Below are 23,239 nucleotides of genomic sequence, written 5' to 3'. Positions count from 1 at the left end.
TCTCGATCTCTTTCGCGGGGTGCGGCAACCCTTTCCGGTCACGGTGGCGACTGGTGTGCGGAAACGGGCGGGGCGGCCCCTCCGGCCCGTTTCCTCTCCTCAGCCCCACGTGAAAGGAACGCCCGTGCGTTTGAGCACCGGACGCCACCGCAGGACGCGGACCCTCTCGATCGCCGCCGCTGTGGCGCTCGCCGCGGGAGCGGGCGGGGTCCACCTCGGCCTGTCGGGCGGCGGCGCCCAGGCCGCGTCGTCGACGGTCACCGTCTCCACCACCGCGCAGTTGGAGTCGGCCGTGAAGAACGCGGTCGCCGGCACCGTCATCCAGGTGCGCGGCGGCACGTACTATCCGACGGCCACCCTCAAGTCCACGGCCAGCGGCACCGTTTCGTCGCGCATCACGCTCCAGGCCCACGGCAGCGAGAAGGTGAGGATCGACGGCTCCAAGCTGGCCGCCGGCTCCTGGCTGGCCGGGATCTACGGCAGCTACTGGACCGTCCAGAACCTCACTTTCCAGAACTCCCCGGCCCAGGGATTCGTCGTCACCTCGTCCACCGGCGGCGTCTTCAAGAACCTGGTCACGGCCGGCAACGGGGACTCCGGGTTCACCCTGCGCGGCGACGACACCGTCGGCAACCTCGTGCAGAACCTGGACAGTCACGGCAACTACGACGCGGCCGGGCACGGCCAGAACGCGGACGGCATCGCCATCAAGTTCGGCTCCGGTAAGGGCAACAAGATCACCGGCGCCCGTCTCTACAACAACTCCGACGACGGCCTCGACCTGTGGCAGTTCTCCACGCCGGTCACCGTCGAGCACTCCTGGGCCTTCGGCAACGGCAAGAACCGCTGGAACGACTCCGCGTTCGAGGGCAACGGCAACGGCTTCAAGCTGGGCGGCGGGGGCGTCGCCGTCGCGCACGTCGTCAACAACAACGCGGCCTGGGACAACACGCTGAACGGCTTCACCGAGAACTCCAACACCGGCGCGATCGTCCTCAACCGCAACACCGCGTACTCCAACACCGAGGCCGGCTTCTACTTCGCCACCGGCAAGGCGCGGCTCGCCCGCAACCTCGCGGTGAGCAACAAGGGCGGGCTGTCCAAGCGGGGTTCGTCGACCGTGTCGGCCGCCAACAACTGGGACAGCGGGGTGTCCACGCCGTCGTTCGTCTCCAAGGACGCCACGACCGCGTACGGGGCGCGGACGTCGGACGGTTCGCTGCCGGCGACCACGTTTCTGACCACCGGGTCGACGACGATCGGTTCCACCATGAACTGAGCGGCGAAAAAGCCCCCGCCTGACCAAGGGCGGGGGCCTTCCGCTGCCGGCCGGAGAGGGGCTCAGGCCAGCAGGTCGACGCAGTCGAAGGACGTGCCCGGGCTCAGGAACGCCGTACCGCTCGAACCGCTCACGATGTTCAGCTTCAGGACGTTGTACTGCGAGACGTCCGTCTTCCAGGCGCTCGCCGGGACGCTGTAGGTGAACGTGTGGTTGTTGCCCCGGTACGAGCCCGTGGTGAGGGAGCGGGTGGCGGGCTGCGCGGGGGCCGCCGGGACCGCCGACACCCAGTCGTTCACCGTTACCCGCGGGCGGCCGTTCGCGAAGGCGTCCGTGACACCGATCCGGAGCGTGTGCGCGGCCGCCGCCTGCTCCTTCGTCAGCCTGAAGTAGATCAGGACACCGTCGTTGACGTCCTTCCAGACGTACGCCGGGAAGGACGTGGCGGGGTCTTCGCCGCCGATCGTGACGTTGCCGGTCCACTTGGCCGCGCGGGCGTCGGACGGATGCGCGTACGTCATGAGCGCGGCGTTCTTGAACTCGCCGGGCGTGCCGTCCCAGTCGCCGAGGCGCCAGAGCGTCTTCGCCGCGGACGGGTCGCCGGTGATCGAGAGGGTGTGCAGGCTGGTCGTGGCGCCTGCCGTCACCTTCACCTCCCGGGTCAGCACGGCCAGTTCGCCCTTGAAGACGGTCAGCGTGTACGTCCCGGGCAGCATCCCCTTGCAGGAGAACGCGCCGGTACCGGCCGCCGCCCTCGCCCAGTACTGGGCGTCCTTGTTGGCGAAGCCGACCGTGTAGGCGTACTTCGCGTCCATGCCCTTCAGGCCCACGCCCGCCACCTTGCCGCGCCCCGCCGTGCCGACCCAGCCGGTGATGCCGAGGCCGTCCACCCAGGAGGTGTCCAGCCGGTCGTGGAAGAGGGACGGGGAGGGCGAGCCGCCGTCGGTGAAGGCCAGGACGTACGGACCCTGCAGACCGAACCGTTCCGGCTCCGTCTGGGCCTCGTTGTAGTGCAGGATCTCGTAGAGGCCCGCGCCCTTGTCGTTGGAGTGGCGCAGCAGGGAGCGGTAGAAGGGGCCGCCCGAGGCCTTCTCGTGGCCGGAGCGGACCAGGTACAGGCCGACCGAGCCCGTCGTGAAGCCCACGTGGTCGTAGTCGATGGTGCGCTTGCCCGAGTAGTGCTTGGAGTGAGTGGTGCCGTCGGCCCGCTTCCAGACGTCCCCCGCCTCGATGATCGTGTCCGAGGCCTCGATCCAGGAGTCCGGGCCGGTGTTGGGGAACAGGCCGGGCTTCAGACGGACGATGTACCGGGTCGCGGTGAAGGAGGCGTCGGCCTTGTCCGTCCACAGGTAGACGTTGTTCTGGCCGCTGCGGGCGGCGTACCACTGGGTGATCGCGCCGTGGACGACCTTGACCAGGATCGTGGAGCCCGACTGCCTGACGGTGACCGTGGAGGCGCCGAGGCCGGACTCGACGTGCGAGTGCTTGCCGCCGTACCCCTCGTACTCCTTGCCTTTGTAGACGAGGGAGGTGAGGTCGCCGGTCGTCTTGGAGACCTTGAAGACGAGCGAGGCCCCGGTGTCGACGACGTAGTCCTTGCCGTCGTCCCGGTAACCGAAGGACGCGGCGGACGCCGACGAGAGCAGGCCGGCCCCGCCCGCGACGGCGGCGCCGGTGGCGGCGACGCCGATCGCGGAGGCTCCGAGCACGCGTCGGCGCGTGAGGTGTCGTCTCCTGTGCGTGCTCATGGGGGCTGCTCCGTGGTTCTTTGAAGGTTCACTCACTTGTACGTGATGGCAGATGACGAGAAGACGCAGGTGGTTCCGTCCGCACCCGTACCGATTTCGGTCGGCTCCTTGCCGGTGTTGTTGCCCTTGAAGCGCACGCAGGTCTTGACCTTCTTCTTCGGGTCGTTCTGGATGCGGATCTTCGACAGGGTGGCGGTGTCGCCGTAGTTGGCGTTGACGCCGACGATCGCCTTGAGGGGGGCCACCACGTCGATGTCGCTCAGCACGATCGTGCGCTTGTACTGCGTCTTGCAGTTGCCGCAGGAGCGCACCAGCTTGCCGGAGTTCTCCACCCGGAAGCCGGTCACGGTCAGCTTGCCGGCGCCGTTGAACTGCAGCACCTTGTCGTCGGCGTTCTTCGCGCCACCGCCGACGACCTTGTACACGGCCGACGACGACGTCCCCTTGAAGCTGGCCGCGTCCTCACCGACGTCCAGCCACCACACGTTCTGCAGCGTGCAGGAGCCCTTGCAGTGGACGCCGTCCGCCGCCGGGGTCCCGATGATCACGTTCTTCAGGACCGCGCCGTCCGCCAGTTCGAAGAGCGCGCCCTGCGACTCGTCCTGGTCGGAGGTGCCCAGCGCGCCCTTGCCGAAGAACTTCCGCAGCCCGCCGTCGTAGGTACCCGAGACCTTGATCGTCGAGGAGACGGCCTTGCTGCCGGTGGCCGTGGGCCAGGCGGTCGCGGCACCCGCCGAGGACAGCAGCGTCGTGGTGACGACCGCCGCGCCGGTGAGGCCCAGAGCGGTGGAGCCCGCGATGAGCGCCCGCCGCTTGGTGACCTTGCGGCGGTGCCGGACGCGCGGCTGTGCTGAAGCAGTCATGTACCGATTCCTCAGATGGTGGTGACTCTTGCGCTGTGTGGTCGCCACCGGTGAGGAAGGGGTTGCCGCTGTGCCGGAAGTTTTTTGTGAGGTCTTCTACGAGTCGCCGTCGTTTGCGTCGTGGGAGGCGAAGTCGCCGCCCAGCAAGCGGGCCTCGGCGTCCGACTCGCCGGTGATGACGTAGCTGTCGCCGGCGGCGTCCCGGCCGCCGCGGTCGTGGTCGTACTGCCCGGCGAACACCCACTCGCCCGCGGGGACCGTACGGCCCTCCTTGAGCACCCAGGTGTAGACCAGGAAACCGTCCTGCTCGGTGACCGTGAGCGTGAAGTCGTCCTCGGGCAGCGAGCGCCAGGCCCCGGCCGAGGAGACCCCGCCGGTCTGAGCGATCCTCAGCTGCACGGTGAGCGCGGTCACTTCCTGCTTAGCCTTCAGCGTGACGTTGCTCTGCGCCCAGAAGTCGTTGCTGTGCGGATCCACCGAGCCGTCCGACCAGAGCGGCCCGTCGTCATCGTCGTCGGTGCCCGGCAGCAGGGCGACGGCCGGCGCGGAGGACCTCGCCGGGGCGGAGGGCGTCGGGGAACCGCTCGGCTTCGCCGTCTTCCCGGTGTCACCGCCGGACCCGGAGCTCGGGGTGGCCTTCGGGGAGGCCGGCGGCCGGCTCGTCGCGTCCGGGGACTCCACCGGCGGCGAGGAGACGGCGACCGTCTGCGGCGACGACGTGTCGTCCTTCACCGCGGACGCCACCGCGTAGCCACCGACCGCGAGCATGCCCGCGACCGCTGCCGTGGCGCCCACGATCCGCGTCCAGCCCCAGACCGGCGGGCGGGTCGCGCGGTGCGCGCGCCGGTCCTGGCCCGTCACCTCGCCCGCCATGCCGCGCTCGACCCGGGCGAGGATGCGCTCCCGGTTCGGCTCGTACGCCTCGGCCGCCTCGTGCAGCCGGGCGCGCAGTCCGTCGTGCACGTCCCGCTGCATGGTCATCGGTCCCTTCCCGAGGCCTCGCCGGTGCGGGCCATCGCATGCACCTTGAGAGGAGCTCCCTTGGCGCCGAGCAGCTTCTGCAACTCGGCCATTCCCTTCGAGGTCTGGCTCTTCACCGTACCGACCGAGACCCCGAGGGCGAGCGCGGTGTCCTTCTCCGAGAGGTCGAAGGCGTGCCGGAGCACCACGCAGGCCCGTTTGCGGAAGGGGAGTCTACGCAGCGCGGACTGGACGTCCACCACGCCCGCCACATCGGGGTTCTCCGACTTCTCCTCGCGCTGCGACCAGAACAGGGCGATTCTGCGGCGCTCGCGGACGGCGCTGCGGATCCGGGTGCGGGCCAGGTTGGCGACGACGCCACGGGCGTACGCCACCGGATGGTCGGCCGCGCGCACCCGGTCCCAGCGGTTCCACAGCGCGAGGAGCGCGTCCGCCGCCAGGTCGTCGGCGGCGTCCGCCTCACCGGTCAGGAGGTGGGCGAGACGGGCCAGTTCGGCGTAGTGGCGATCGAAGAAGGCATGGAATTCCACGGAGGCGGCGTCGTCGACGACTGTGCCCACGGGTGACCTCTTCTCGGTGCGTCTTTCGGCACCTGTACGAAGGCGCCGGCGGTGCATGACTGTGCCTGTCATGTGAATGACATGGGGATGTCCCGAGGAGGAGTCGGGACGAGATCCGGAAGCGTAGCAGTGATCATCCGCATGCTCTGGTACTGGGGTTCGAACATCATGGGGCACCCCGAGCTGGGACGCAGCCCGATTCCGTAACACGGCGAAAACCTGAGGAGGGTTCGACGGGGGAACAATCCAGCCAGCATCCGCAGACCGTTCTTCCAGGCAGCGAGGAGCAGTACGTCATGTCCGAGACGAAGAAGGTGGCCGCCACCTCGAGCGCACCGCCACCTGCGGTGAACGGCATCGACCGGTTCTTCAGGATCTCCGAACGGGGCTCCACCTTCGGCCGGGAGATACGCGGCGGCTTCGCCACGTTCTTCACGATGGCCTACATCCTTGTCCTGAATCCCATCATCCTCGGCAGCGCGAAGGACAAGTTCGGCCACTCCCTGGACACCGTCCAACTCACCACCGCCACCGCCCTGGTGGCCGCGCTGATGACGATCGTCATGGGCGTCGGCGGCAACCTGCCGCTCGCCCTCGCCGCCGGCCTCGGCCTGAACGCGGTGGTCGCCTTCCAGATCGCCCCGCTGATGAGCTGGGACGACGCGATGGGGCTCATCGTCCTGGAGGGCCTACTCATCTGCGTGTTGGTGGTGACGGGCCTGCGCGAGGCCGTCATGCACGCCATCCCGCAGCCGCTGAAGCAGGCGATCAGCGTCGGCATCGGCCTGTTCATCGCCTTCATCGGCTTCGTCGACGCCGGCTTCGTCAGCCGGATCCCCGACGCCGCGAACACCACGGTGCCGGTCCAGCTCGGCGGCACCGGCACCCTCTCCGGCTGGCCGGTCCTCGTCTTCTGCCTCGGCGTGCTGCTGACCGTCGCGCTGCTCGCGCGCAAGGTAAAGGGCGCGATCCTGATCAGCATCGTGACCATGACCGTGCTCGCGATCGTCGTCAACTCCCTCGCCGACATCAAGTCCTGGGGCCTGACCACGCCGTCCTGGCCCGACCGGCTCGTCGACACCCCCGACTTCGGCCTGATCGGACACTTCAGCCTGTTCGGCGCGTTCGGCGAGACCGGCGTCATCACCGTGGTCCTGCTGGTCTTCACCCTCCTCCTGTCCGACTTCTTCGACACCATGGGCACGGTCGTCGGCATCAGCGCGGAGGCCGGACTGCTGGACGAGAAGGGCCAGGTGCCCCACCTGGGCCGGGTGCTGCTGATCGACGGCGCGGCCGCGGTCGCCGGCGGCGCGGCCTCCTCGTCCTCCGCGACCTCCTACATCGAGTCCGCGGCCGGCGTCGGCGAGGGGTCGCGCACCGGCTTCTCCAACCTGGTCACCGGCGGTCTGTTCGGCCTCGCCCTGTTCCTGACCCCGCTCCTGACCATCGTCCCGCTCCAGGCGGCGGCCCCGGCCCTGATCGCCGTCGGCTTCCTGATGATGACCCAGGTCAAGAGCATCGACTGGGACAGGTACGAGATCGCCGTCCCGGCGTTCCTCACCATCGCCGTGATGCCGTTCACCTACTCGATCACCAACGGCATCGGCGCGGGGTTCCTGGCCTACGTCCTGATCAAGACGGTTCTCGGCAGGGCGAAGGAGGTCCACTGGCTGCTGTGGGGGGCTTCGGCGCTGTTCGTGGTGTACTTCGCGATCGACCCGGTCGAGCAGATCCTGGGCGTGAAGTGAGAGGTCGCCGCGCGGCCGGTGCGGGTGTCGCCGTGGCCGGCCGCGCGGCCCGCCCTGGACGGGCTAACCCAGGGCCGCTTTCATCATGGCCCTCGCGACCGGGGCGGCCAGCCCGTTACCGCTGACCTCGGACCGGGCCGCGTCCGACTGTTCCACCACCACCGCCACGGCCACCTCCTTGCCGTCGGCCTTCCCGTACGACGTGAACCAGGCGTACGGCGCCTTGCTGTTGTTCTCGCCGTTCTGGGCCGTGCCCGTCTTGCCGCCCACGGTGACACCGTCGATGAGCGCGTTGGTGCCCGTCCCCTTCTCCACCACCGTCTGCATCGCCGACTGCAGCTGCTCGGCGGTGGAGGAGCTGACGATCCGTGTGGTGGACGCCTCGTCGTCGTAGTCCTCGAGCACGTCACCACCGCTGTCGGTGATCTGCGCGACCATGTGCGGCGCGACCAGCTCCCCGCCGTTGGAGATCGCGGCCGACACCATGGCCATCTGCAGCGGCGTCGCGGTCACGTCGAACTGGCCGATGCCGGTCAGCGCCGTGGACGACTCGTCCATGCCGGAGGGGTACACGCTCGGGTACGCCCGCACCGGCACGTCCTGGCCGTCGTCGTTGAAGCCGAACTTCTCCGCCATCGCCTTCAGTTTGTCCTGCCCCAGCTGCACGGCCATGTGCGCGAACACGTTGTTGCAGGAGTACTGCAGCGCCACCCGGATCGAGGCGTTCTCACAGGGCGCGGAGGTGTTCTCGTTCTTCAGCACCGTCCGGGTGCCCGGCAACGTGTACGGGTCCTCGCTGTCCGTCCTCTCGTCCACCGAGGAGTACAGCCCGTCCTCCAGCGCGGCCGCCGCCACCACCAGCTTGAACGTCGAACCCGGTGCCAGCGGCTGCCGCAGCGCCCGGTTGACGAGCGGCTTGCCGGAGTCCGCGTTCAGCTTCTTCCAGGCCGTGCCGGCGGTGTTGGCGTCGGTGAGCGAGGACGGGTCGTACGACGGCGTCGACACGACCGCGAGGATCTCGCCGGTCGCCGGATCGATCGCGACCGCCGCGCCCTTCTTGTCGCCGAGCGCGTCGTACGCCGCCTTCTGCACGTCCGGATCGATCGTCGTGATCACGTCGCCGGGGTCGGCGCGCCGGTCGGTGACCGTGTCCATCACGGTCTTCAGCCGGCTGTCCGTCCCGTTGAGCAGGTCGGCGTAGATGCCCTCCAGCTGGGTGGGGGCGTAGGCCTGCGAGGCGTACCCCGTCACCGCCGCGTAGAGCTCGCCGTCGGTGTACGTGCGCTTGTATCTGAGGTCGCCGCCCGAGGTGGCGGCGGAGCCGGTGACGGCCTTCCCGGCCACGATGATGTTCCCGAGCGGCTCCGCGTACGTCTCGATCGCGTTGCGCCGGTTGTCCGTGTCGTCCGCGAGTGCCCGGCCCTCGTAGAACTGCACCCAGGTCGCCCGGATCAGCAGGGCGAACACCAGCAGCAGCGCGAAGACCGAGGCGCGCCTGATCGTCTTGTTCATTGCGACCAGGAAGACGAGCGGGGCGAACGGGATCGTTCCATCCGCCCGGCTTTCTCATCGTATGTTCATCGGGGCGGAGTCAGTTCTCCAGCCGCAGCACGACCTCGTCGATCTCCTCGCCGCGCGCCGCGGCGTACCCCGTGGCCCGCGCGGTCAGGTGGAACCCGCACTTGCCGAGCACCCGCAGGGAGCCGGCGTTGTCCGCCGCCGCCCGCGCGTACAGCGGCCGCTCCGGCACCTCGGCGAGCAGGGCGCGCAGCGCGGCCGTCGCCACGCCCCGCCCCCAGTAGGCGCGGTCCACCCAGTACGTGACCTCGCGTTCGCCGGGCTCGCCGTAGACCGCCGCGTGCCCCACGACGTCCCCGTCGGCCAGCACCGTGCGGACCAGGGCGGAGGACCTGACCCGTTTCCAGTGGGCCTCGAAGGCGGCTTGGTCGGCGGGGTCCTCCGGGGTGAACGCGGCCATCCGAAGGGCCTCGGGGTCGTTCATCTGCCGGTAGAACACCGGCAGATCACTGTCGTGGACCGGGCGCAGGGCGATCTCCATGCCCCAGAGCCTACGTCCGTCCGGCTCAGAGCCGGCGGGTCGCCAGCGTCAGCCGGTCCCGCGCGTCGAACAGGGCGTCCTTCACCAACTGCTCGTGCGCCGGGGTCAGCCGGGCCACCGGCACCGAGCAGCTGATCGCGTCCCGGGCCGGGGTGCGGTACGGGATCGCCACGCCGAAGCAGCGCAGGCCCAGGGTGTTCTCCTCGCGGTCCACGGCGAAGCCCTGCTCGCGGACCTGGTGCAGCTCCTCGATGAGCTTCTCGCGGTCCGTGATCGTGTGCTCGGTGAGCGCCGGGAGCGTCTCCGGGAGCATCTTGCGGACCTGCTCGTCGGTGTACGTGCTCAGCAGCGCCTTGCCCAGGGACGTGGAGTGGGCGGGCAGCCGGCGGCCGACGCGGGTGAAGGGGCGCAGATAGTGCTGGGACTGGCGGGTGGCGAGGTAGACGACGTTGGTGCCGTCGAGCCGGGCCAGGTGGATGGTCTCCGTCGTGTCGTCCGAGAGCCGGTCCAGGGTCGGCCGGGCCGACGCGACGACCTCGTCGCCGTCGATGTAGGAGGTGCCGACGAGCAGCGCCCGCACCCCGATGCCGTACCGCGTGCCGGTGGCGTCCGTCTCGACCCAGCCCAGCTCCACGAGCGTGCGCAGCAGCATGTAGAGGCTGGACTTGGGGTAGCCGACGGCCTCCTGGACCGCCGCGAGGGAGTGCATGCCGGGGCGACCGGCGAAGTATTCGAGCAGCTCAACCGTCCGCACCGCGGACTTGACCTGGGACCCGCCCCCCGTCTCGCCAGCCGACATCGCCCTTGACCCCTTCGTTCGACGAGAAGCTGAAGTTATAGTCTCCAACAGCATATTCACCATGAGAGACGCTGTTCAGTATATCGAACATCCCTGGTGGATGAGCCAGTACCTGACGTGGCCAGTAAGCAAGCGTGGAGGGACCCGCGGTGGCAGCAGCACCAGTCTGGAGTGTCGACCCCCGTACCGGGAAGCAGCGTGAACAGGTTGCGGTGGAGGCCACGGCCCAGGAGGTGGACACCGTGGTCCGCGCCGCGCACGCCGTCCGGGACTCCCTCGCCGACCGCACCGTCCGCGCGGCCTTCCTGCGCACGGCCGCGGACAGGCTGGAGACGGCCAAGGACCAGCTGGTCGAGGTCGCCGACGCCGAGACCGCGCTCGGCCCGGTACGGCTGAACGGCGAGCTCGCCCGCACCTGCTACCAGCTGCGCGCGTTCGCCGGCATCGTCGACGAGGGCGCCTTCCTCGACGTCGTCATCAACCACCCCGACGACAGCGCCACCCCGCCCGTCCCGGACCTGCGCCGCTACAAGGTGCCGCTCGGTGTGGTCGCCGTCTACTCGGCTTCCAACTTCCCCTTCGCCTTCTCCGTCGCCGGCGGCGACACCGCGAGCGCGCTGGCGGCCGGCAACCCCGTCGTCGTCAAGGCGCACCCCGACCACCCGGGGCTGTCCGAACTGGTCGCCAAGGTGCTGCGGACGGCAGCGGCCGCGCACGGCATCCCCGCGGACGTCGTCGGTCTCGTGCACGGCTTCGACGCGGGCGTCGAGCTGATCAGGCATCCGCTGGTGGCCGCGGCCGGCTTCACCGGGTCCATCCGGGGCGGACGCGCGCTGTTCGACGCGGCGGCGGCCCGGCCGGTGCCGATCCCCTTCCACGGCGAGCTGGGGTCGCTGAACCCCGTCGTGGTCACCGAGGCGGCTGCCGCCGAGCGCGCGGAGGCCATCGGCGCCGGGCTCGCCGGATCGATGACCCTGGGCGTCGGCCAGTTCTGCGTCAAGCCCGGGCTGGTCCTCGTGCCCTCCGGCGCGGCCGGTGACGGGCTGGTCAAGTCGCTCACGGACGCGGTCAGCGACACCGAGGCCGGCGTCCTGCTCGACCACCGGATGCGGGACAACTTCATCTCCGGGGTCGCCGAGCGCGCGGAGCTTCCCGACGTCGAGTCGCCGGTGACGCCCGGCGCGGGCGGAGAGCACACCGTCAGCGCGGGCTTCCTGACGGTGCCGGCGGCCCGGCTGGCCGCCGAGGGCGAGCACGACCTGCTGCTGGAGGAGTGCTTCGGCCCGGTCACCGTCGTGGCCCGCTACGAGGACGAGGGCGAGGTCAAGGCCGTTCTGTCGCGGCTGCCGGGCAACCTCACGGCGACCGTGCAGCTCTCCGACGACGAGGCCGCCGGGCAGGGGCGGGGCGGGGAGATCCTCGCCGAGCTGACGCCGCTGGCGGGCCGGGTCCTGGTGAACGGCTGGCCGACCGGTGTCGCGGTCGCCCCGGCCCAGCACCACGGCGGCCCGTACCCGGCGACCACCTCCACGTCCACCTCCGTGGGCGGGACGGCCATCGAGCGCTGGCTGCGGCCGGTGGTCTACCAGAACGCCCCCGAGGCGCTGCTCCCGCCGGAGCTGCGCGACGACAACCCGCTCGGCCTCCCCCGGCGCATGGACAACCGCCTCGAGCGCTGACCCCGGGTGGCGCGAGGAGAAGGGGGGACTGGGAAACTCTGCGCATGGACGTCGAGCTTCCCGAACTCCCCTTCTCCCTCCGTACCTACGGGCCCGACGGGCACTGGTCCCACGAGGACGGGGTGCTCACCGGGTGGGCGGGGCCCCGGCAGGACCGGTTCGTGCCGCCCACCGGGGAGGGCCTGGAGCCCGCGGCCGACGCGCCCCGGCTGCTCGGGGCGCCCGAGGGCGACTTCCAGCTGATCGCCCGGGTCACGGTCGGCTTCAACTCGGCCTTCGACGCGGGGGTGTTGTACGTCCACGTCGGTGAACGGGCCTGGGCCAAGCTCTGTCTGGAGTACTCCCCGGACGTGGCCACCGTCTGCACGGTCGTCACCCGGGGGCACTCCGACGACGCCAACTCCTTCACCGTGGACGGCAGTTCGGTCTGGCTGCGGGTGAGCCGCACCGGCCGCGCCTTCGCCTTCCACGCCTCCCGCGACGGCCGTCGCTGGACCTTCGTCCGGCTGTTCACCCTGGGCGAGGAGAAGGAGACCGGTGCCGCCCTGGTCGGCTTCATGACCCAGTCGCCGATGGGGGAGGGCTGTGTGGTGACGTACGACCACATCGAGTTCCGGGACAGCTGGCCGGACGACCTCAGAGACGGCAGCTGAGAAGGACTCGTCCTCCCGTCCGCACCCGGATCCCCGCCGGGCCGCCGTGCCGGCCCGGCACACCGTACAGGCCGTTCGCCGGTGCCGTGGTGCGCGGTCCCGCAGTGGTGCCGACGATTCCATGGGTGCCCGTCCGGCGATGACGTACGCCGGTGTCCGGGGCACATGAAGGAGCTGCACCGCACGGTGGGGCTGGTCCTCTCGGGCACTTCCACCTCGCCCAGGAGCTCGACTTCAACAGCGCCCGTCCGCCCCAGCTGACCGTGGGGAACTCGGGCGGGCCCCTGGACGACGGCCCGGTCGACACCAACGCGGAGCAGCAGTCCGTCGGCACGCCGTCGCAGCAGGTCCATGAGTCGGTCACCAAGCTGCGTTCCGGGGGCCTCGGGATCTTCGGATACGCGGACCTGCGCTATGACGGCACGACCTGGAACCTCGCCTTCCGTGACCGGACCGGCGACCTCCTGGACGGCAGATGCAGGCTGAGCACGAGCACCGACCACCGGACCTTCGTCTGTTAGGCCGGCGGGCCGGGGGCCGGGGGCCGGGGGCCGGGGAACCGGAACGGCTGCCTCCCCGTCCTTCGTTGCATGATCGCACACCGCACCCCCGCAGGCAGGGTGATCCGTACCGTCGTGCCCGCCGAGGCCGAGGCCGTCGTGGCCCTGCACGCGCGCGCCCGGGCGACCTACTACCCCGAGGGGACCCCGCAGGACGGTACCGACTGGCTCGCCAACTGGCGCACGGCCATCGAGCGGCCCGAGGGCACCGTGCTCTGCGTCGTCGAGCAGGGCCGGATCGTGGGCCTCGCCTCCTTCCGGGTGCCGGAGGACACCGGTGCGGAAACGGTCAAGCTGTTCCAGTTCCACGTCGACCCCGATCACTGGCGCTCCGGCATCGGCACGGCCCTGCACACGGCGTGCGTGGAGCAGTGGCGGGCGGACGGCCGTCGTACCGCCGTGCTCGACGTGCACGCCGGCAACCGCCGCGCCCAGGCCTTCTACGCACGCCAGGGCTGGTTCCCGGACCCGGAGAACCCGCCCGCCGAGGGAGATCACCACCTGTTCCTGCGCTTCTCCGTGAGCGGGGAATGAACCCCGCTGCTTGAACGTTCATGCACTCGGCGGAGGGAGCCTTCGTCCCCGTACGAGCTGGAGAGAGCCGAGAACATGCGCGTCGAGATCTGGTCGGACATCGCCTGTCCCTGGTGCTACGTGGGCAAGGCCCGCTTCGAGAAGGCGCTCGAGGCCTTCCCGCACCGCGACCGGGTCGAGGTCGTGCACCGCTCCTTCGAGCTCGACCCCGGACGCGCCAAGGACGACGTCCAGCCGGTGATCACGATGCTCACGCGGAAGTACGGCATGAGCGAGGCGCAGGCGCAGGCCGGTGAGGAGAACCTGGGCGCGCAGGCCGCCGCCGAGGGCCTCGACTACCGCACCCGGGACCGCGACCACGGCAACACCTTCGACATGCACCGGCTGCTGCACTTCGCCAAGGAGCACGGCAGGCAGGACGCGCTCATCCAGCTTCTCTACCGGGCGAACTTCGCCGAGGAGCGGTCCCTCTTCACCGAGGGCGACGAGCGGCTCGTGGAACTGGCCGTCGAGGCCGGCCTGGACGCCGAGGCCGCCCGCGCGGTGCTCGCCGACCCGGCCGCGTACGCCGACGACGTCCGCGCCGACGAGCGCGAGGCCGCGCAGCTCGGCGCCAACGGAGTGCCCTTCTTCGTGCTCGACCGCGCCTACGGCGTCTCCGGCGCCCAGCCCGCCGAGGTCTTCGCCCAGGCCCTCACCCAGGCCTGGGGCGACCGCTCCCCGCTGACGCTGGTCGACGAGGGCGGCGCGCAGGCGTGCGGGCCGGACGGGTGCGCGGTGCCGCAGCACTGAACGCGCAGGTCGGGGCGGATCCATAAGCGTTGCTTGGCACAACGACGAAGAAATCAGCAATGGACGGGGAGTTCCGCGGGCCCCACAGTGGACGCATGGAGACCTTCGAGAGCCTCGTCCGCGCCGAGTTCACCCCGAAGAACACCTACCTGAACACCGCGAGCAACGGACTGCTGCCGGCCCGTGCCGTGGCGGCCCTGCACGAGGCCGTCCGGCTGCGGGCCGACGGCAGGCCGCTGGGCCCGCTGTACGCCGACGTCGAGGAGGCCCGTGCCTCCTACGCGCGGCTCGCCGGGGTGCCGGCCGAGCGGGTGGCGGCCGGCGTCTCGGTCGCCGCCCACACCGCGGTGATCGCCGCCTCCCTGCCCGCCGGCGCGGAGGTCCTCACCGCCGAGGACGACTTCGCGTCCGTCCTCAACCCCTTCCACGTCCGCGGCGACCTCAAGGTGCGCGCCGTGCCCCTGGAGCGGATCGCCGAGTCCGTCCGCCCGGGCACCGCGCTCGTCGCGGTCAGCGCGGCGCAGTCCGCCGACGGCCGGATCGCCGACCTGCCCGCCCTGCGCGAGGCGGCCCGGGAGCACGGAGCCCGCACCTACGTCGACTTCTCCCAGGCCGCCGGCTGGCTTCCGATGGACGCCGACGCGTACGACTACAGCGCCGCGGTCTGCTTCAAGTGGCTGCTCGGCCCGCACGGGGCGGCCTTCCTCGTCGTCCCGGAGGACTTCGGCGGACTGACGCCGGTGCTGGCGGGCTGGGTCGCGGGCGAGCGGCCCTGGGACAGCTGCTACGGCCCCGTGACCGAACTCGCCCACTCCGCACGGCGGTTCGACCTCACCCACGCCCTGTTCACCTACGCCGGCCTGCGCCGCTCCCTCGAACTCGTCGAGGAACTCGGCGTGGACGCCGTCCGCGCCCACGACCTGGCCCTCGCCGACCGCTTCCGCACCGGACTCGCGGCCCTCGGCCACGAGCCGCTGCCCTCGCCCGGCTCCGCGATCGTCTCGGTGCCCGGACTCGGCCACCGCCAGCCCGACTTGAGCGAGGCGGGCATCGAGGTCTCCGACCGCGCGGGCAACCTGCGCGCTTCCTTCCACCTCTACAACACCCCGGCCGACGTCGACCGCCTGCTGGACGTGCTCTCGGGCTGACGGCCCGCGGGCGGGCGGCCGTGGCTCACCGGACCGGGGTGAAATCCCTCGCCCCGATGAACTCCGGCCGCCGCACGGGGGCCGCGAAGGGCTCGACGGCCGTGTTCTCCACGCTGTTGAACACGATGAAGACATTGCTGCGCGGGTACGGCGTGATGTTGTCGCCGGAGCCGTGCATGCAGTTGCAGTCGAACCAGGTCGCCGAGCCGGCCCGGCCGGTGAACAGCCGGATGCCGTGCTCGCCGGCCAGCGCGGTCAGCGCCTCGTCCGAGGGCGTGCCCGCGTCCTGCATCTGCAGGGACTTCTTGTAGTTGTCCTCGGGCGTGGCGCCCGCGCAGCCGAGGAAGGTCCGGTGCGAGCCCGGCATGATCATCAGGCCGCCGTTGGTGTCGAGGTTCTCCGTCAGCGCGATCGACACCGACACCGTCCGCATGTTCGGCAGACCGTCCTCGGCGTGCCAGGTCTCGAAGTCGGAGTGCCAGTAGAAGCCGCCGGCCCCGAAGCCCGGCTTGACGTTGATCCGCGACTGGTGGACGTACACGTCCGAGCCGAGGATCTGCCGGGCCCGTCCGACCACGCGCTCGTCGCGCACCAGGGCCGCGAACACCGGACTCAGCCTGTGCACCTCGAAGACGGAGCGGATCTCCTTGGAGCGGGGCTCGACGATCGACCGCTCGTCCGCCCGGATCTCCGGGTCGGCGACCAGCCGCTCCAGCTCCCGCCGGCAGACGGCGACCTCGTCGTCGCTGATGAGCTGCTCGACGGAGAGGAAACCGTCGCGCTCGTACGCCTGGAGATCGGCCGCCGGGATCGGGCCCGGGGTGCTGGGGGAGCCCCAGACGACGGGGTCCTGGCGGGGGACGGACACCTCGGTGGTGCCGCGGGTGGGATAGAGATCGGTGACGGTGGTCATGTGACGGTCACACCTCCTCGGGTTCGGTGAGCTCGGGCTCGGTGAGCAGGGGATAGACGCCGTTCTCGTCGTGGTCCTCCCGGCCCGTCACGGGCGGGTTGAACACGCAGAGGCAGCGGAAGTCCTCCAGGACACGCAGCGTGTGCCGCTCATGGCCGTCCAGGAGGTACATGGTCCCGGGAGTGATCGAGTGGGTCCTCCCGGTCTCGTGGTCGGTGAGCTCGGCGGCGCCTTCCACACAGACCACGGCCTCGATGTGGTTGGCGTACCACATCGACGTCTCGGTGCCGGCGTACAGAATCGTTTCGTGCAGGGAGAATCCGACGCGTTCCCGGGCGAGCACGATCCGCTTGCTCTCCCAGGTGCCGGACGCGGCCCGCACATGCCGGTCGGTGTTCTCGATGTCCTTGAAGGAACGGACGATCATGGGTCCCTCTCTGCTAGACGGTCTCGCGGACGGCGCGGGCGAGCATGCTCAGCCCCTCGTCCAGTTCCTCCGGGGTGATGGTCAGGGCGGGGAGCAGCTTGACGACCTCGCTCTCCGGACCGGAGGTCTCGATCAGCAGCCCCAGCTCGAAGGCGCGCCGCGCGACCCGCGACGCCCGCTCCTTCTCGTGGAACTCCAGGCCCCACACCAGACCGCGGCCCCGGTACTCCTTCACATCGGCGAGGTTCTCCTCGGTGATGGAGATCAGCGCCTGCTCCACCTGCTCGCCGCGCGCCCGGGTCTGCTTCTCCATCGCGGACCCGTCGGCCCAGTACGTCTCCAGGGCGGCCGTCGCCGTCACGAAGGCCGGGTTGTTGCCGCGGAAGGTGCCGTTGTGCTCGCCCGGCTCCCAGATGTCCAGCTCGGGCCGGAACAGGCACAGCGACATCGGCAGGCCGTACCCGCTGATGGACTTGGACACGGTGACGATGTCGGGCGTGACCCCGGCCTCCTCGAAGGAGAAGAAGGCCCCGGTGCGCCCGCATCCCATCTGGATGTCGTCGACGATCAGCAGCATGTCCTGCCGCTCGCACAACTCCTTGAGGGCGCGCAGCCATTCGGGCCGCGCCACGTTGATCCCGCCCTCGCCCTGCACGGTCTCGACGATCACCGCGGCGGGCTTGTTGAGCCCGGACCCCTGGTCCTCGAGCAGCCGCTCGAACCACAGGAAGTCGGGGACGGTCCCGTCGAAGTAGTTGTCGAAGGGCATGGGCGTGCCGTGCACCAGCGGTATCCCGGCCCCGGCCCGCTTGAAGGCGTTGCCGGTGACGGCGAGCGAGCCCAGCGACATCCCGTGGAAGGCGTTGGTGAACGACACGATCGCCTCGCGCCCCTTCACCTTGCGGGCCAGCTTCAGCGCGGACTCCACCGCGTTGGTGCCGGTCGGCCCCGGGAACATGACCTTGTACGGCAGGTCGCGCGGCCGCAGCACCAGGTCCTGGAACGTCTCCAGGAACGACCGCTTGGCGACGGTCGACATGTCGAGCGCGTGGGTGACCCCGTCGCGCAGCAGATAGTCGATCAGCGCCCGTTTCAGCACGGGGTTGTTGTGGCCGTAGTTGAGGGACCCGGCGCCGGCGAAGAAGTCGAGGTACCGGTGGCCGTCCTCGTCGTACATGAGGCTGCCCTGCGCACGGTCGAAGACGGCGGGCCAGCCGCGGCAGTAGCTGCGCACCTCGGACTCGAGGGTCTCGAAGACGCTGAGATCGGGCTGGGTGATGGTCACGACGAATCGCTCCTCGGTGTGGGGGAGGGAGGGGTCAGCGGGCGTGGGAGAGGGGGCCGATGCGGTACAGCACCTCGGGGTCGTGCGGCCCGTCCGGGAACAGTCCGGCCCCGAACAGCACCTCACGGGTGACGTCCGCCCCGTGCCGGGCGGCGTACGAGGTGAACAGCCGCTCCGAGGCGGTGTTCCCCGGCGTGATGGTGGTCTCGACGGCGGTGAGCGGACGCTCGGCGGCGAGCCGTGCCGTCAGCCCGTCGAGCAGCGAGGCGGCGAGACCGCGGCCCCGGTACGCGGCGTCGACGGCCACCTGCCAGACGAGCAGGGTGTGGGGCTCCGCCGGCCGTACGTATCCGGTGACGAAGCCGACCGGAGTGCCGTCCTCGGCGCGCGCCACGGCCGAGGTGCCGGCGAAGTCGCGGCACCACAGCAGATAGCTGTAGGACGAGTTCAGATCCAGGTTTCCGGATTCCTTGGCAATACGCCAGAGTGCGGCCCCGTCTGCCACGGAGGGGCGGTCGATGCGGAGGTCTGCTTGTGCGGCAGTCATGCGGAAGGAACCTACCCAGCGAAATTCAAAAACGCATGGAGAGGGCGTGGGGATTCCGTGGTGCCCCTGGGGCTGGGTGTCGTTATGCGGCTTTTGCGGTGGGGCAAAAGCCGCATAACGCCTCGCTTGTGCAATGCGTCACGCGCGGGTAATCGGTCGGAAATCTTCTGCGTTTAGCCGCAGGCGATCCGGGCAGGAGAACTTGGGAAAGCCATCCCGGAGCGGAATTGAATGAGTAACGGTGAATTCAGGCTCCGATGACCCCGTCGATGCGCTCCCGGAGAATGTCCGCGTGACCGTTGTGCCGGGCGTACTCCTCGACGAGGTGAATGAGCACCCAGCGCAGACTGACCACGGTCCCGGCCATCGGCCCGTCGGTGATCCGCCCGGGCTCCTCCGGCGACCGCCCGGCGATCAGCTCACGCCCCCGCGCGACCTCGCGCCGCCAGATTTCCAGGGCCTCGTCGAGCCCCCGCTCCGGGTGCAGGGCGTACCCGGTCTCCTCCTCGAAGACCGGCGGTACGTCGAGACCGGCGAACACCCGCTGGAACCAGTTCCGCTCCACCTCGGCGAGATGCTGGACCAGCCCGAGCAGCGTCAGTGCGGACGGCGCCGCCGACGCCGTCCGCACCTGCTCGTCGTCCAGCCCCGCGCACTTGAGTTCCAGCGTGGCCCGGTGGAAGTCCAACCAGCTCTCCAGCATGGGACGTTCCTCACCGGTCAGCAGGGGGACCGGGCGGCCGTCGGGAAGCCTCTGGGACGTGTCGCTGCTCATCCGGCGAGCATGTCACGCCAGCCGGCGCAGCCCCCGACGGCGGGGCTCCCGGGGGTGGGGCTCCCGGGGGTGGGGCTCCCGGGGGTGGGGCTCACGGGGTGGGCAAGGGCTATGCCCACGCCTCCTCCGCCGCGCGCAGCGCCCCCGCCACGTCCACGTCGAGTCCCTTCTCCGCCAGCGCGGCGCCCAGCGCCACCAGGCTGCCCCGCACCGCACCGGGTGCCGCGGCCACGCCGTAGTGGTTGACCCGGATCATCTCCTTGGCCAGCGCGCCCCCACCCGCCGCCAGCGGCAGCGCGGGATCCATCGCCAGCGCCCGGGCCACCAGCTCCGACGCCGGCACCTCCGAGGGCGCCCTCAGCGTGGTGGCGACCGGCGCCGCCTCCGCCGCCTCGTACACGTAGGGCTCCAGACCGCCGCCCAGCGCCGCCGCCCCCGCGCGCGTCGCCGCCGCGGCGGCCGCGTGCCGGCCCATCACGGAGTCCAGCCCCTCCGCCTCGATCCGCCGCACACACGCCTCCAGCGCCAGCATCTCCAGCTGCGCCGGTGCGTGCGGCAGCGCCGTGCGGCCCCCGTCGACCCACCGCTCCTTCCAGTCCAGCAGGGAGAGGTACGAGCGACGCGGCGCCCTCGGGTTGGCCGCCATCCGCGCCCAGGCCCGCTCGCTCACCGACACCGCCGACACCCCCGCGGGCCCGCCCATCGCCTTCTGGGCGCCGATCACGCACAGGTCCACACCCCACGCGTCCGGCAGCACCGGCTCGGCCCCGACGGAGGCCACGGCGTCCAGGTAGAACAGCGCGCCCCGCTCCCGCACCACCTCGCCGATCTCGGCCACCGGGTTGGTGTTGCCGGTCGCCGCCTCCGCGTGCACCAGCGAGACGAAGTCGATCTCCGGGTGCTCGGCGAAGGCGTCCCGGATCCGCGCGGCCGAGACCGCCGTGTGGAAGGGCACCGCCAGATCGATCACCGTGGCACCGCAGTCCCGCAGCCAGTCGCCGAAGGTCTGCCCGTAGGGGCCGGTGATGACGTTCAGCGCGGTCGTGCCGGGGCCGGCGGTCCCCCGGATCGCCCCTTCCAGCGGCAGCAGCGCCTCGCCCTGCATGATCACGACGTCCTGCTCGGTGCCCAGCAGCCACGCGACCCGGTCCTCGATCGACGCGAAGCGAGCGGCACTCAGCGGGGCCAGGTCCAGGAACGGGTGCGTCACGACGGTGCTCTCTCTTCACTCAGGGGGTAGAGGTCACGAGAGTAACCGGCAGATCCCGCACGACCCTTCCGACTCCCGCCCCCACTCCCGGCGATGACTTCTTAGGTCAGACCGCCTCGCAGCCATCGGTTTGGTTTGAGACACCCAAACTTCTCCTTATAATCGGAACCCACAGTTCCCTTACAGGAAGGCCCGCCGTGAACACGCTCCCCGGGCGACGGACCCGCGTCCTGGCCGCCACCACCGCGACGGCCGGGCTGATGCTCGTGGCCGCCTGTACCTCCAGTGACGACGGAGGCAGCGGCTCCAAGACCGCGGCGGGAGGGGTCGAGCTCGTCAAGGCCGGCCGGCTCACCACCTGCACCCACCTGCCCTACCCGCCCTTCCAGTCGGAGATCGACGGCAAGGTGCAGGGCTTCGACGTCTCGCTGATCGACCTCGTCGCCGAGGACCTCGGCGTGAAGCAGCAGATCCTGGACACGCCCTTCGAGAACTTCAAGACCGGCGCCTTCCTCAACTCCGGCGAGTGCGACCTGGCCGCGGCCGGCATGACCATCACCGAGGAGCGCAAGAAGAACGTCGACTTCTCCGACCCGTACTTCGACGCCACCCAGGCCGTCCTGGTCGACAAGAACGCCGGCGTCGGCTCCCTGGCCGAGGTGAAGTCGGAGAAGGTCAAGCTGGGCGCCCAGGCCCAGACCACCGGCGAGGACTACGCCAAGAGCCAGGGCTTCGACCCGGTCTCCTTCGAGTCCTCCGACGCCGTCCTCAACGGCCTGCGCACCGGCCAGGTCAAGGCCGTGATCATCGACTACCCGGTCGTCCAGGGGTGGCTGAAGGACAAGGCCAACGCCGACGCCTTCAAGGTCGTCGACAACCTCAACACCGGTGAGCAGTACGGGTTCACGGTGAGGAAGGGCAACGCCGAGCTTCTCGCCGCCGTGAACAAGGCCCTCGCCGACGCGAAGGCCGACGGCACGTACAAGAAGCTGTACGAGAAGTGGATCGGCCCCTACGACGAGTCGGCCGCGTCGCCCTCCGCGTCATGACCGGAACCGGCGCAGAACTCCAGCCCCGGAAAAAGGGCCTGACCAGGCGCCAGAAGCGGCGGCTCTCGCGCGGCGCCCAGTACGTCGTCTTCGTCGCGGCCGTGATCGCCTTCGCGGTCTCGGCCGACTGGGACCGGCTGAAGAACCAGTTCGCCCAGGGCGACATCGCGCGGCAGATGTTCCCCGACGTCATCACGCTGGCGCTGAAGAACACCGTGCTGTACACGCTGTCCGGCTTCGCCGTCGGACTCGTGCTCGGCATGGTGATCGCGCTGATGCGGCTGTCGTCGGTGGGGCCCTACCGCTGGTTCGCCGGCGTCTACATCGAGATCTTCCGCGGCCTGCCCGCCCTGCTGATCTTCATCTTCATCGGCGTGGCCGTGCCGCTGGCCTTCCCGGGCACGGAGATCGTCGGCGGCACCTACGGCAAGGTCGCCCTCGCGCTCGGTCTGGTGGCGGCCGCGTACATGGCGGAGACGATCCGCGCGGGCATCCAGGCCGTGCCGAAGGGGCAGCTGGAGGCGGCCCGGTCGCTGGGCTTCTCGCCCGCCCGGGCCATGGTCTCGATCATCATCCCGCAGGCGTTCCGGATCATCCTGCCGCCGCTCACCAACGAGCTGGTCCTGCTGTTCAAGGACTCCTCGCTGGTGCTGTTCCTCGGGGTCACCCTGGAGGAGCGGGAACTGTCCAAGTACGGGCGCGACCTGGCCAGCCAGACCGCCAACTCCACGCCCATCCTGGTCGCCGGCCTGTGCTACCTGCTGGTGACCGTCCCGCTCGGCTTCGTCGTGCGCCGCATGGAGGCCAAGGCCCAGGAGGCCGTGCGATGAACCGACCGGAGATCCAGGTCAGGGACCTGCACAAGTCGTTCGGCGCCAACGAGGTCCTGCGGGGCATCGACCTGGAGATCGGCCAGGGCGAGGTCGTCTGTGTGATCGGCCCGTCCGGCTCGGGCAAGTCGACCCTGCTGCGGTGCGTCAACCTCCTGGAGGAGCCGACCAGCGGCCAGGTCTTCGTCGGCGGCACCGAGGTCACCGACCCGGACGTCGACATCGACGCCGTACGCCGCCGTATCGGCATGGTCTTCCAGCAGTTCAACCTCTTCCCGCACCTCTCGGTCACCGAGAACCTCACGCTCCCGCAGCGCCGGGTGCTCAGGCGCGACAAGGCGACCGCCGCGAAGGTGGCCGCCGAGAACCTGGAGCGCGTGGGCCTGTCCGAGAAGGCGGACGCCTACCCCTCCTCGCTCTCCGGCGGCCAGCAGCAGCGCGTCGCGATCGCCCGGGCGCTCGCCATGGGGCCCGAGGTGATGCTGTTCGACGAACCGACCTCGGCGCTCGACCCCGAGCTGGTGGGGGACGTCCTGGCCGTCATGCGCGTGCTCGCGCACGAGGGCATGACCATGATGGTCGTCACGCACGAGATGACCTTCGCCCGCGAGGTGGCCGACCGGGTCGTCTTCATGGACGGCGGAGTGATCGTCGAGGACGGCACCCCCGCCCAGGTCATCGGCGCCCCCCGGCACGAACGCACCCGTCACTTCCTCTCCCGCCTCCTCGACCCCGCGATGGCGGACGTGGAGGAGGAGACCTCCGACCAGGTGGGCGGGAGCGACTAGCCGGTCACTAGG

General features: G+C 70.4%; 24 protein-coding genes. 11 read left to right on the top strand and 13 right to left on the bottom strand.

Features of this window, described 5'->3' with window-relative positions:
* Positions 1 to 124: 124 nt before the first annotated feature.
* Positions 125 to 1,279, top strand: a complete 1,155-nt coding sequence (locus ACFY30_RS20585) for a right-handed parallel beta-helix repeat-containing protein (RefSeq protein ID WP_390846607.1) — start codon at positions 125 to 127, stop codon at positions 1,277 to 1,279.
* 62 nt (positions 1,280 to 1,341) lie between these two features.
* Here ACFY30_RS20585 and ACFY30_RS20580 read toward each other — a convergent pair whose 3' ends face one another.
* From ACFY30_RS20580 to ACFY30_RS20565, 4 genes are all read right to left on the bottom strand, one after another.
* The gene (locus tag ACFY30_RS20580; protein WP_390846606.1) at positions 1,342 to 3,027 is read right to left on the bottom strand and encodes a rhamnogalacturonan lyase B N-terminal domain-containing protein; all 1,686 of its coding nucleotides are present in this window, start codon (positions 3,025 to 3,027) and stop codon (positions 1,342 to 1,344) included.
* A gap of 32 nt (positions 3,028 to 3,059) precedes the next feature.
* Positions 3,060 to 3,890, bottom strand: coding sequence for a pectate lyase (locus tag ACFY30_RS20575; RefSeq protein WP_390846605.1), 831 nt, complete (start codon positions 3,888 to 3,890; stop codon positions 3,060 to 3,062).
* A gap of 96 nt (positions 3,891 to 3,986) precedes the next feature.
* Positions 3,987 to 4,871 (bottom strand): hypothetical protein, encoded by an 885-nt coding sequence (locus tag ACFY30_RS20570; RefSeq protein WP_390846604.1) that lies wholly within the window; start codon positions 4,869 to 4,871, stop codon positions 3,987 to 3,989.
* Positions 4,868 to 5,431, bottom strand: a complete 564-nt coding sequence (locus ACFY30_RS20565; protein ID WP_390846603.1) for a SigE family RNA polymerase sigma factor — start codon at positions 5,429 to 5,431, stop codon at positions 4,868 to 4,870. Before ACFY30_RS20565 ends, ACFY30_RS20570 begins: the two co-directional genes overlap by 4 nt.
* 296 nt (positions 5,432 to 5,727) lie before the next feature.
* Between ACFY30_RS20565 and ACFY30_RS20560 the strand changes: the two genes are divergently transcribed.
* The gene (locus ACFY30_RS20560) at positions 5,728 to 7,179 is read left to right on the top strand and encodes an NCS2 family permease (protein ID WP_390846602.1); all 1,452 of its coding nucleotides are present in this window, start codon (positions 5,728 to 5,730) and stop codon (positions 7,177 to 7,179) included.
* Between the two features lie 63 nt (positions 7,180 to 7,242).
* Here the strand turns inward: ACFY30_RS20560 and ACFY30_RS20555 are convergent, their stop codons facing one another.
* The 3 genes from ACFY30_RS20555 to ACFY30_RS20545 all read right to left on the bottom strand — a co-directional run bounded on the left by ACFY30_RS20555 (position 7,243) and on the right by ACFY30_RS20545 (position 10,037).
* A complete protein-coding gene (locus ACFY30_RS20555; protein ID WP_390846601.1) occupies positions 7,243 to 8,691 on the bottom strand; it encodes a peptidoglycan D,D-transpeptidase FtsI family protein in 1,449 nt (482 codons plus the stop codon).
* 79 nt (positions 8,692 to 8,770) lie between these two features.
* Positions 8,771 to 9,238, bottom strand: coding sequence for a GNAT family N-acetyltransferase (locus ACFY30_RS20550; RefSeq protein ID WP_390846600.1), 468 nt, complete (start codon positions 9,236 to 9,238; stop codon positions 8,771 to 8,773).
* Between the two features lie 25 nt (positions 9,239 to 9,263).
* On the bottom strand, positions 9,264 to 10,037 hold the full coding sequence (locus ACFY30_RS20545; protein WP_390656078.1) for an IclR family transcriptional regulator: 774 nt from the start codon (positions 10,035 to 10,037) through the stop codon (positions 9,264 to 9,266).
* A gap of 149 nt (positions 10,038 to 10,186) precedes the next feature.
* Between ACFY30_RS20545 and ACFY30_RS20540 the strand changes: the two genes are divergently transcribed.
* The 6 genes from ACFY30_RS20540 to ACFY30_RS20515 all read left to right on the top strand — a co-directional run bounded on the left by ACFY30_RS20540 (position 10,187) and on the right by ACFY30_RS20515 (position 15,403).
* On the top strand, positions 10,187 to 11,716 hold the full coding sequence (locus ACFY30_RS20540; protein WP_390846599.1) for an aldehyde dehydrogenase (NADP(+)): 1,530 nt from the start codon (positions 10,187 to 10,189) through the stop codon (positions 11,714 to 11,716).
* 44 nt (positions 11,717 to 11,760) lie between these two features.
* Positions 11,761 to 12,369, top strand: a complete 609-nt coding sequence (locus ACFY30_RS20535) for a DUF1349 domain-containing protein (protein WP_390846598.1) — start codon at positions 11,761 to 11,763, stop codon at positions 12,367 to 12,369.
* A gap of 152 nt (positions 12,370 to 12,521) precedes the next feature.
* Positions 12,522 to 12,890 (top strand): hypothetical protein, encoded by a 369-nt coding sequence (locus tag ACFY30_RS20530; protein WP_390846597.1) that lies wholly within the window; start codon positions 12,522 to 12,524, stop codon positions 12,888 to 12,890.
* A gap of 69 nt (positions 12,891 to 12,959) precedes the next feature.
* A complete protein-coding gene (locus ACFY30_RS20525; RefSeq protein WP_390846596.1) occupies positions 12,960 to 13,463 on the top strand; it encodes a GNAT family N-acetyltransferase in 504 nt (167 codons plus the stop codon).
* 75 nt (positions 13,464 to 13,538) lie between these two features.
* Positions 13,539 to 14,255, top strand: a complete 717-nt coding sequence (locus ACFY30_RS20520) for a DsbA family oxidoreductase (protein WP_390846595.1) — start codon at positions 13,539 to 13,541, stop codon at positions 14,253 to 14,255.
* Between the two features lie 95 nt (positions 14,256 to 14,350).
* A complete protein-coding gene (locus ACFY30_RS20515; RefSeq protein ID WP_390846594.1) occupies positions 14,351 to 15,403 on the top strand; it encodes an aminotransferase class V-fold PLP-dependent enzyme in 1,053 nt (350 codons plus the stop codon).
* A gap of 25 nt (positions 15,404 to 15,428) precedes the next feature.
* Here the strand turns inward: ACFY30_RS20515 and thpD are convergent, their stop codons facing one another.
* The 6 genes from thpD to ACFY30_RS20485 all read right to left on the bottom strand — a co-directional run bounded on the left by thpD (position 15,429) and on the right by ACFY30_RS20485 (position 20,560).
* Positions 15,429 to 16,316 (bottom strand): ectoine hydroxylase, encoded by an 888-nt coding sequence (thpD, locus tag ACFY30_RS20510; RefSeq protein WP_390846593.1) that lies wholly within the window; start codon positions 16,314 to 16,316, stop codon positions 15,429 to 15,431.
* Between the two features lie 7 nt (positions 16,317 to 16,323).
* Positions 16,324 to 16,743, bottom strand: a complete 420-nt coding sequence (locus ACFY30_RS20505) for an ectoine synthase (RefSeq protein WP_390656085.1) — start codon at positions 16,741 to 16,743, stop codon at positions 16,324 to 16,326.
* A gap of 13 nt (positions 16,744 to 16,756) precedes the next feature.
* The gene (gene ectB / locus ACFY30_RS20500) at positions 16,757 to 18,028 is read right to left on the bottom strand and encodes a diaminobutyrate--2-oxoglutarate transaminase (RefSeq protein ID WP_390846592.1); all 1,272 of its coding nucleotides are present in this window, start codon (positions 18,026 to 18,028) and stop codon (positions 16,757 to 16,759) included.
* A gap of 34 nt (positions 18,029 to 18,062) precedes the next feature.
* Complete coding sequence (gene ectA, locus ACFY30_RS20495; protein WP_390846591.1) at positions 18,063 to 18,575, bottom strand: diaminobutyrate acetyltransferase; 513 nt, start codon at positions 18,573 to 18,575, stop codon at positions 18,063 to 18,065.
* Between the two features lie 247 nt (positions 18,576 to 18,822).
* Positions 18,823 to 19,350: a DinB family protein gene (locus tag ACFY30_RS20490; protein WP_390846589.1), complete on the bottom strand. Its 528-nt coding sequence runs from the start codon at positions 19,348 to 19,350 to the stop codon at positions 18,823 to 18,825.
* Between the two features lie 109 nt (positions 19,351 to 19,459).
* Positions 19,460 to 20,560, bottom strand: a complete 1,101-nt coding sequence (locus ACFY30_RS20485; RefSeq protein ID WP_390846588.1) for a pyridoxal-phosphate-dependent aminotransferase family protein — start codon at positions 20,558 to 20,560, stop codon at positions 19,460 to 19,462.
* A gap of 197 nt (positions 20,561 to 20,757) precedes the next feature.
* Between ACFY30_RS20485 and ACFY30_RS20480 the strand changes: the two genes are divergently transcribed.
* Genes ACFY30_RS20480 through ACFY30_RS20470 form a run of 3 tightly spaced genes read left to right on the top strand, consistent with a single transcriptional unit; the run spans position 20,758 to position 23,227 of the window.
* Positions 20,758 to 21,609 carry a transporter substrate-binding domain-containing protein gene (locus tag ACFY30_RS20480; protein ID WP_390846587.1) on the top strand — a complete coding sequence of 284 codons (852 nt, stop codon included), beginning with the start codon at positions 20,758 to 20,760 and terminating at the stop codon, positions 21,607 to 21,609.
* Entirely contained in the window at positions 21,606 to 22,439 is an 834-nt protein-coding gene (locus ACFY30_RS20475; RefSeq protein ID WP_390846586.1) for an amino acid ABC transporter permease, read from the top strand. Before ACFY30_RS20480 ends, ACFY30_RS20475 begins: the two co-directional genes overlap by 4 nt.
* A complete protein-coding gene (locus tag ACFY30_RS20470; protein WP_390846585.1) occupies positions 22,436 to 23,227 on the top strand; it encodes an amino acid ABC transporter ATP-binding protein in 792 nt (263 codons plus the stop codon). Before ACFY30_RS20475 ends, ACFY30_RS20470 begins: the two co-directional genes overlap by 4 nt.
* The last annotated feature ends 12 nt before the right edge of the window (positions 23,228 to 23,239 follow it).

It is taken from the genome of Streptomyces sp. NPDC000345 (genome assembly GCF_042898825.1).
GTDB lineage: Bacteria > Actinomycetota > Actinomycetes > Streptomycetales > Streptomycetaceae > Streptomyces.
This window is presented reverse-complemented; position numbering and strand designations above follow the sequence as displayed.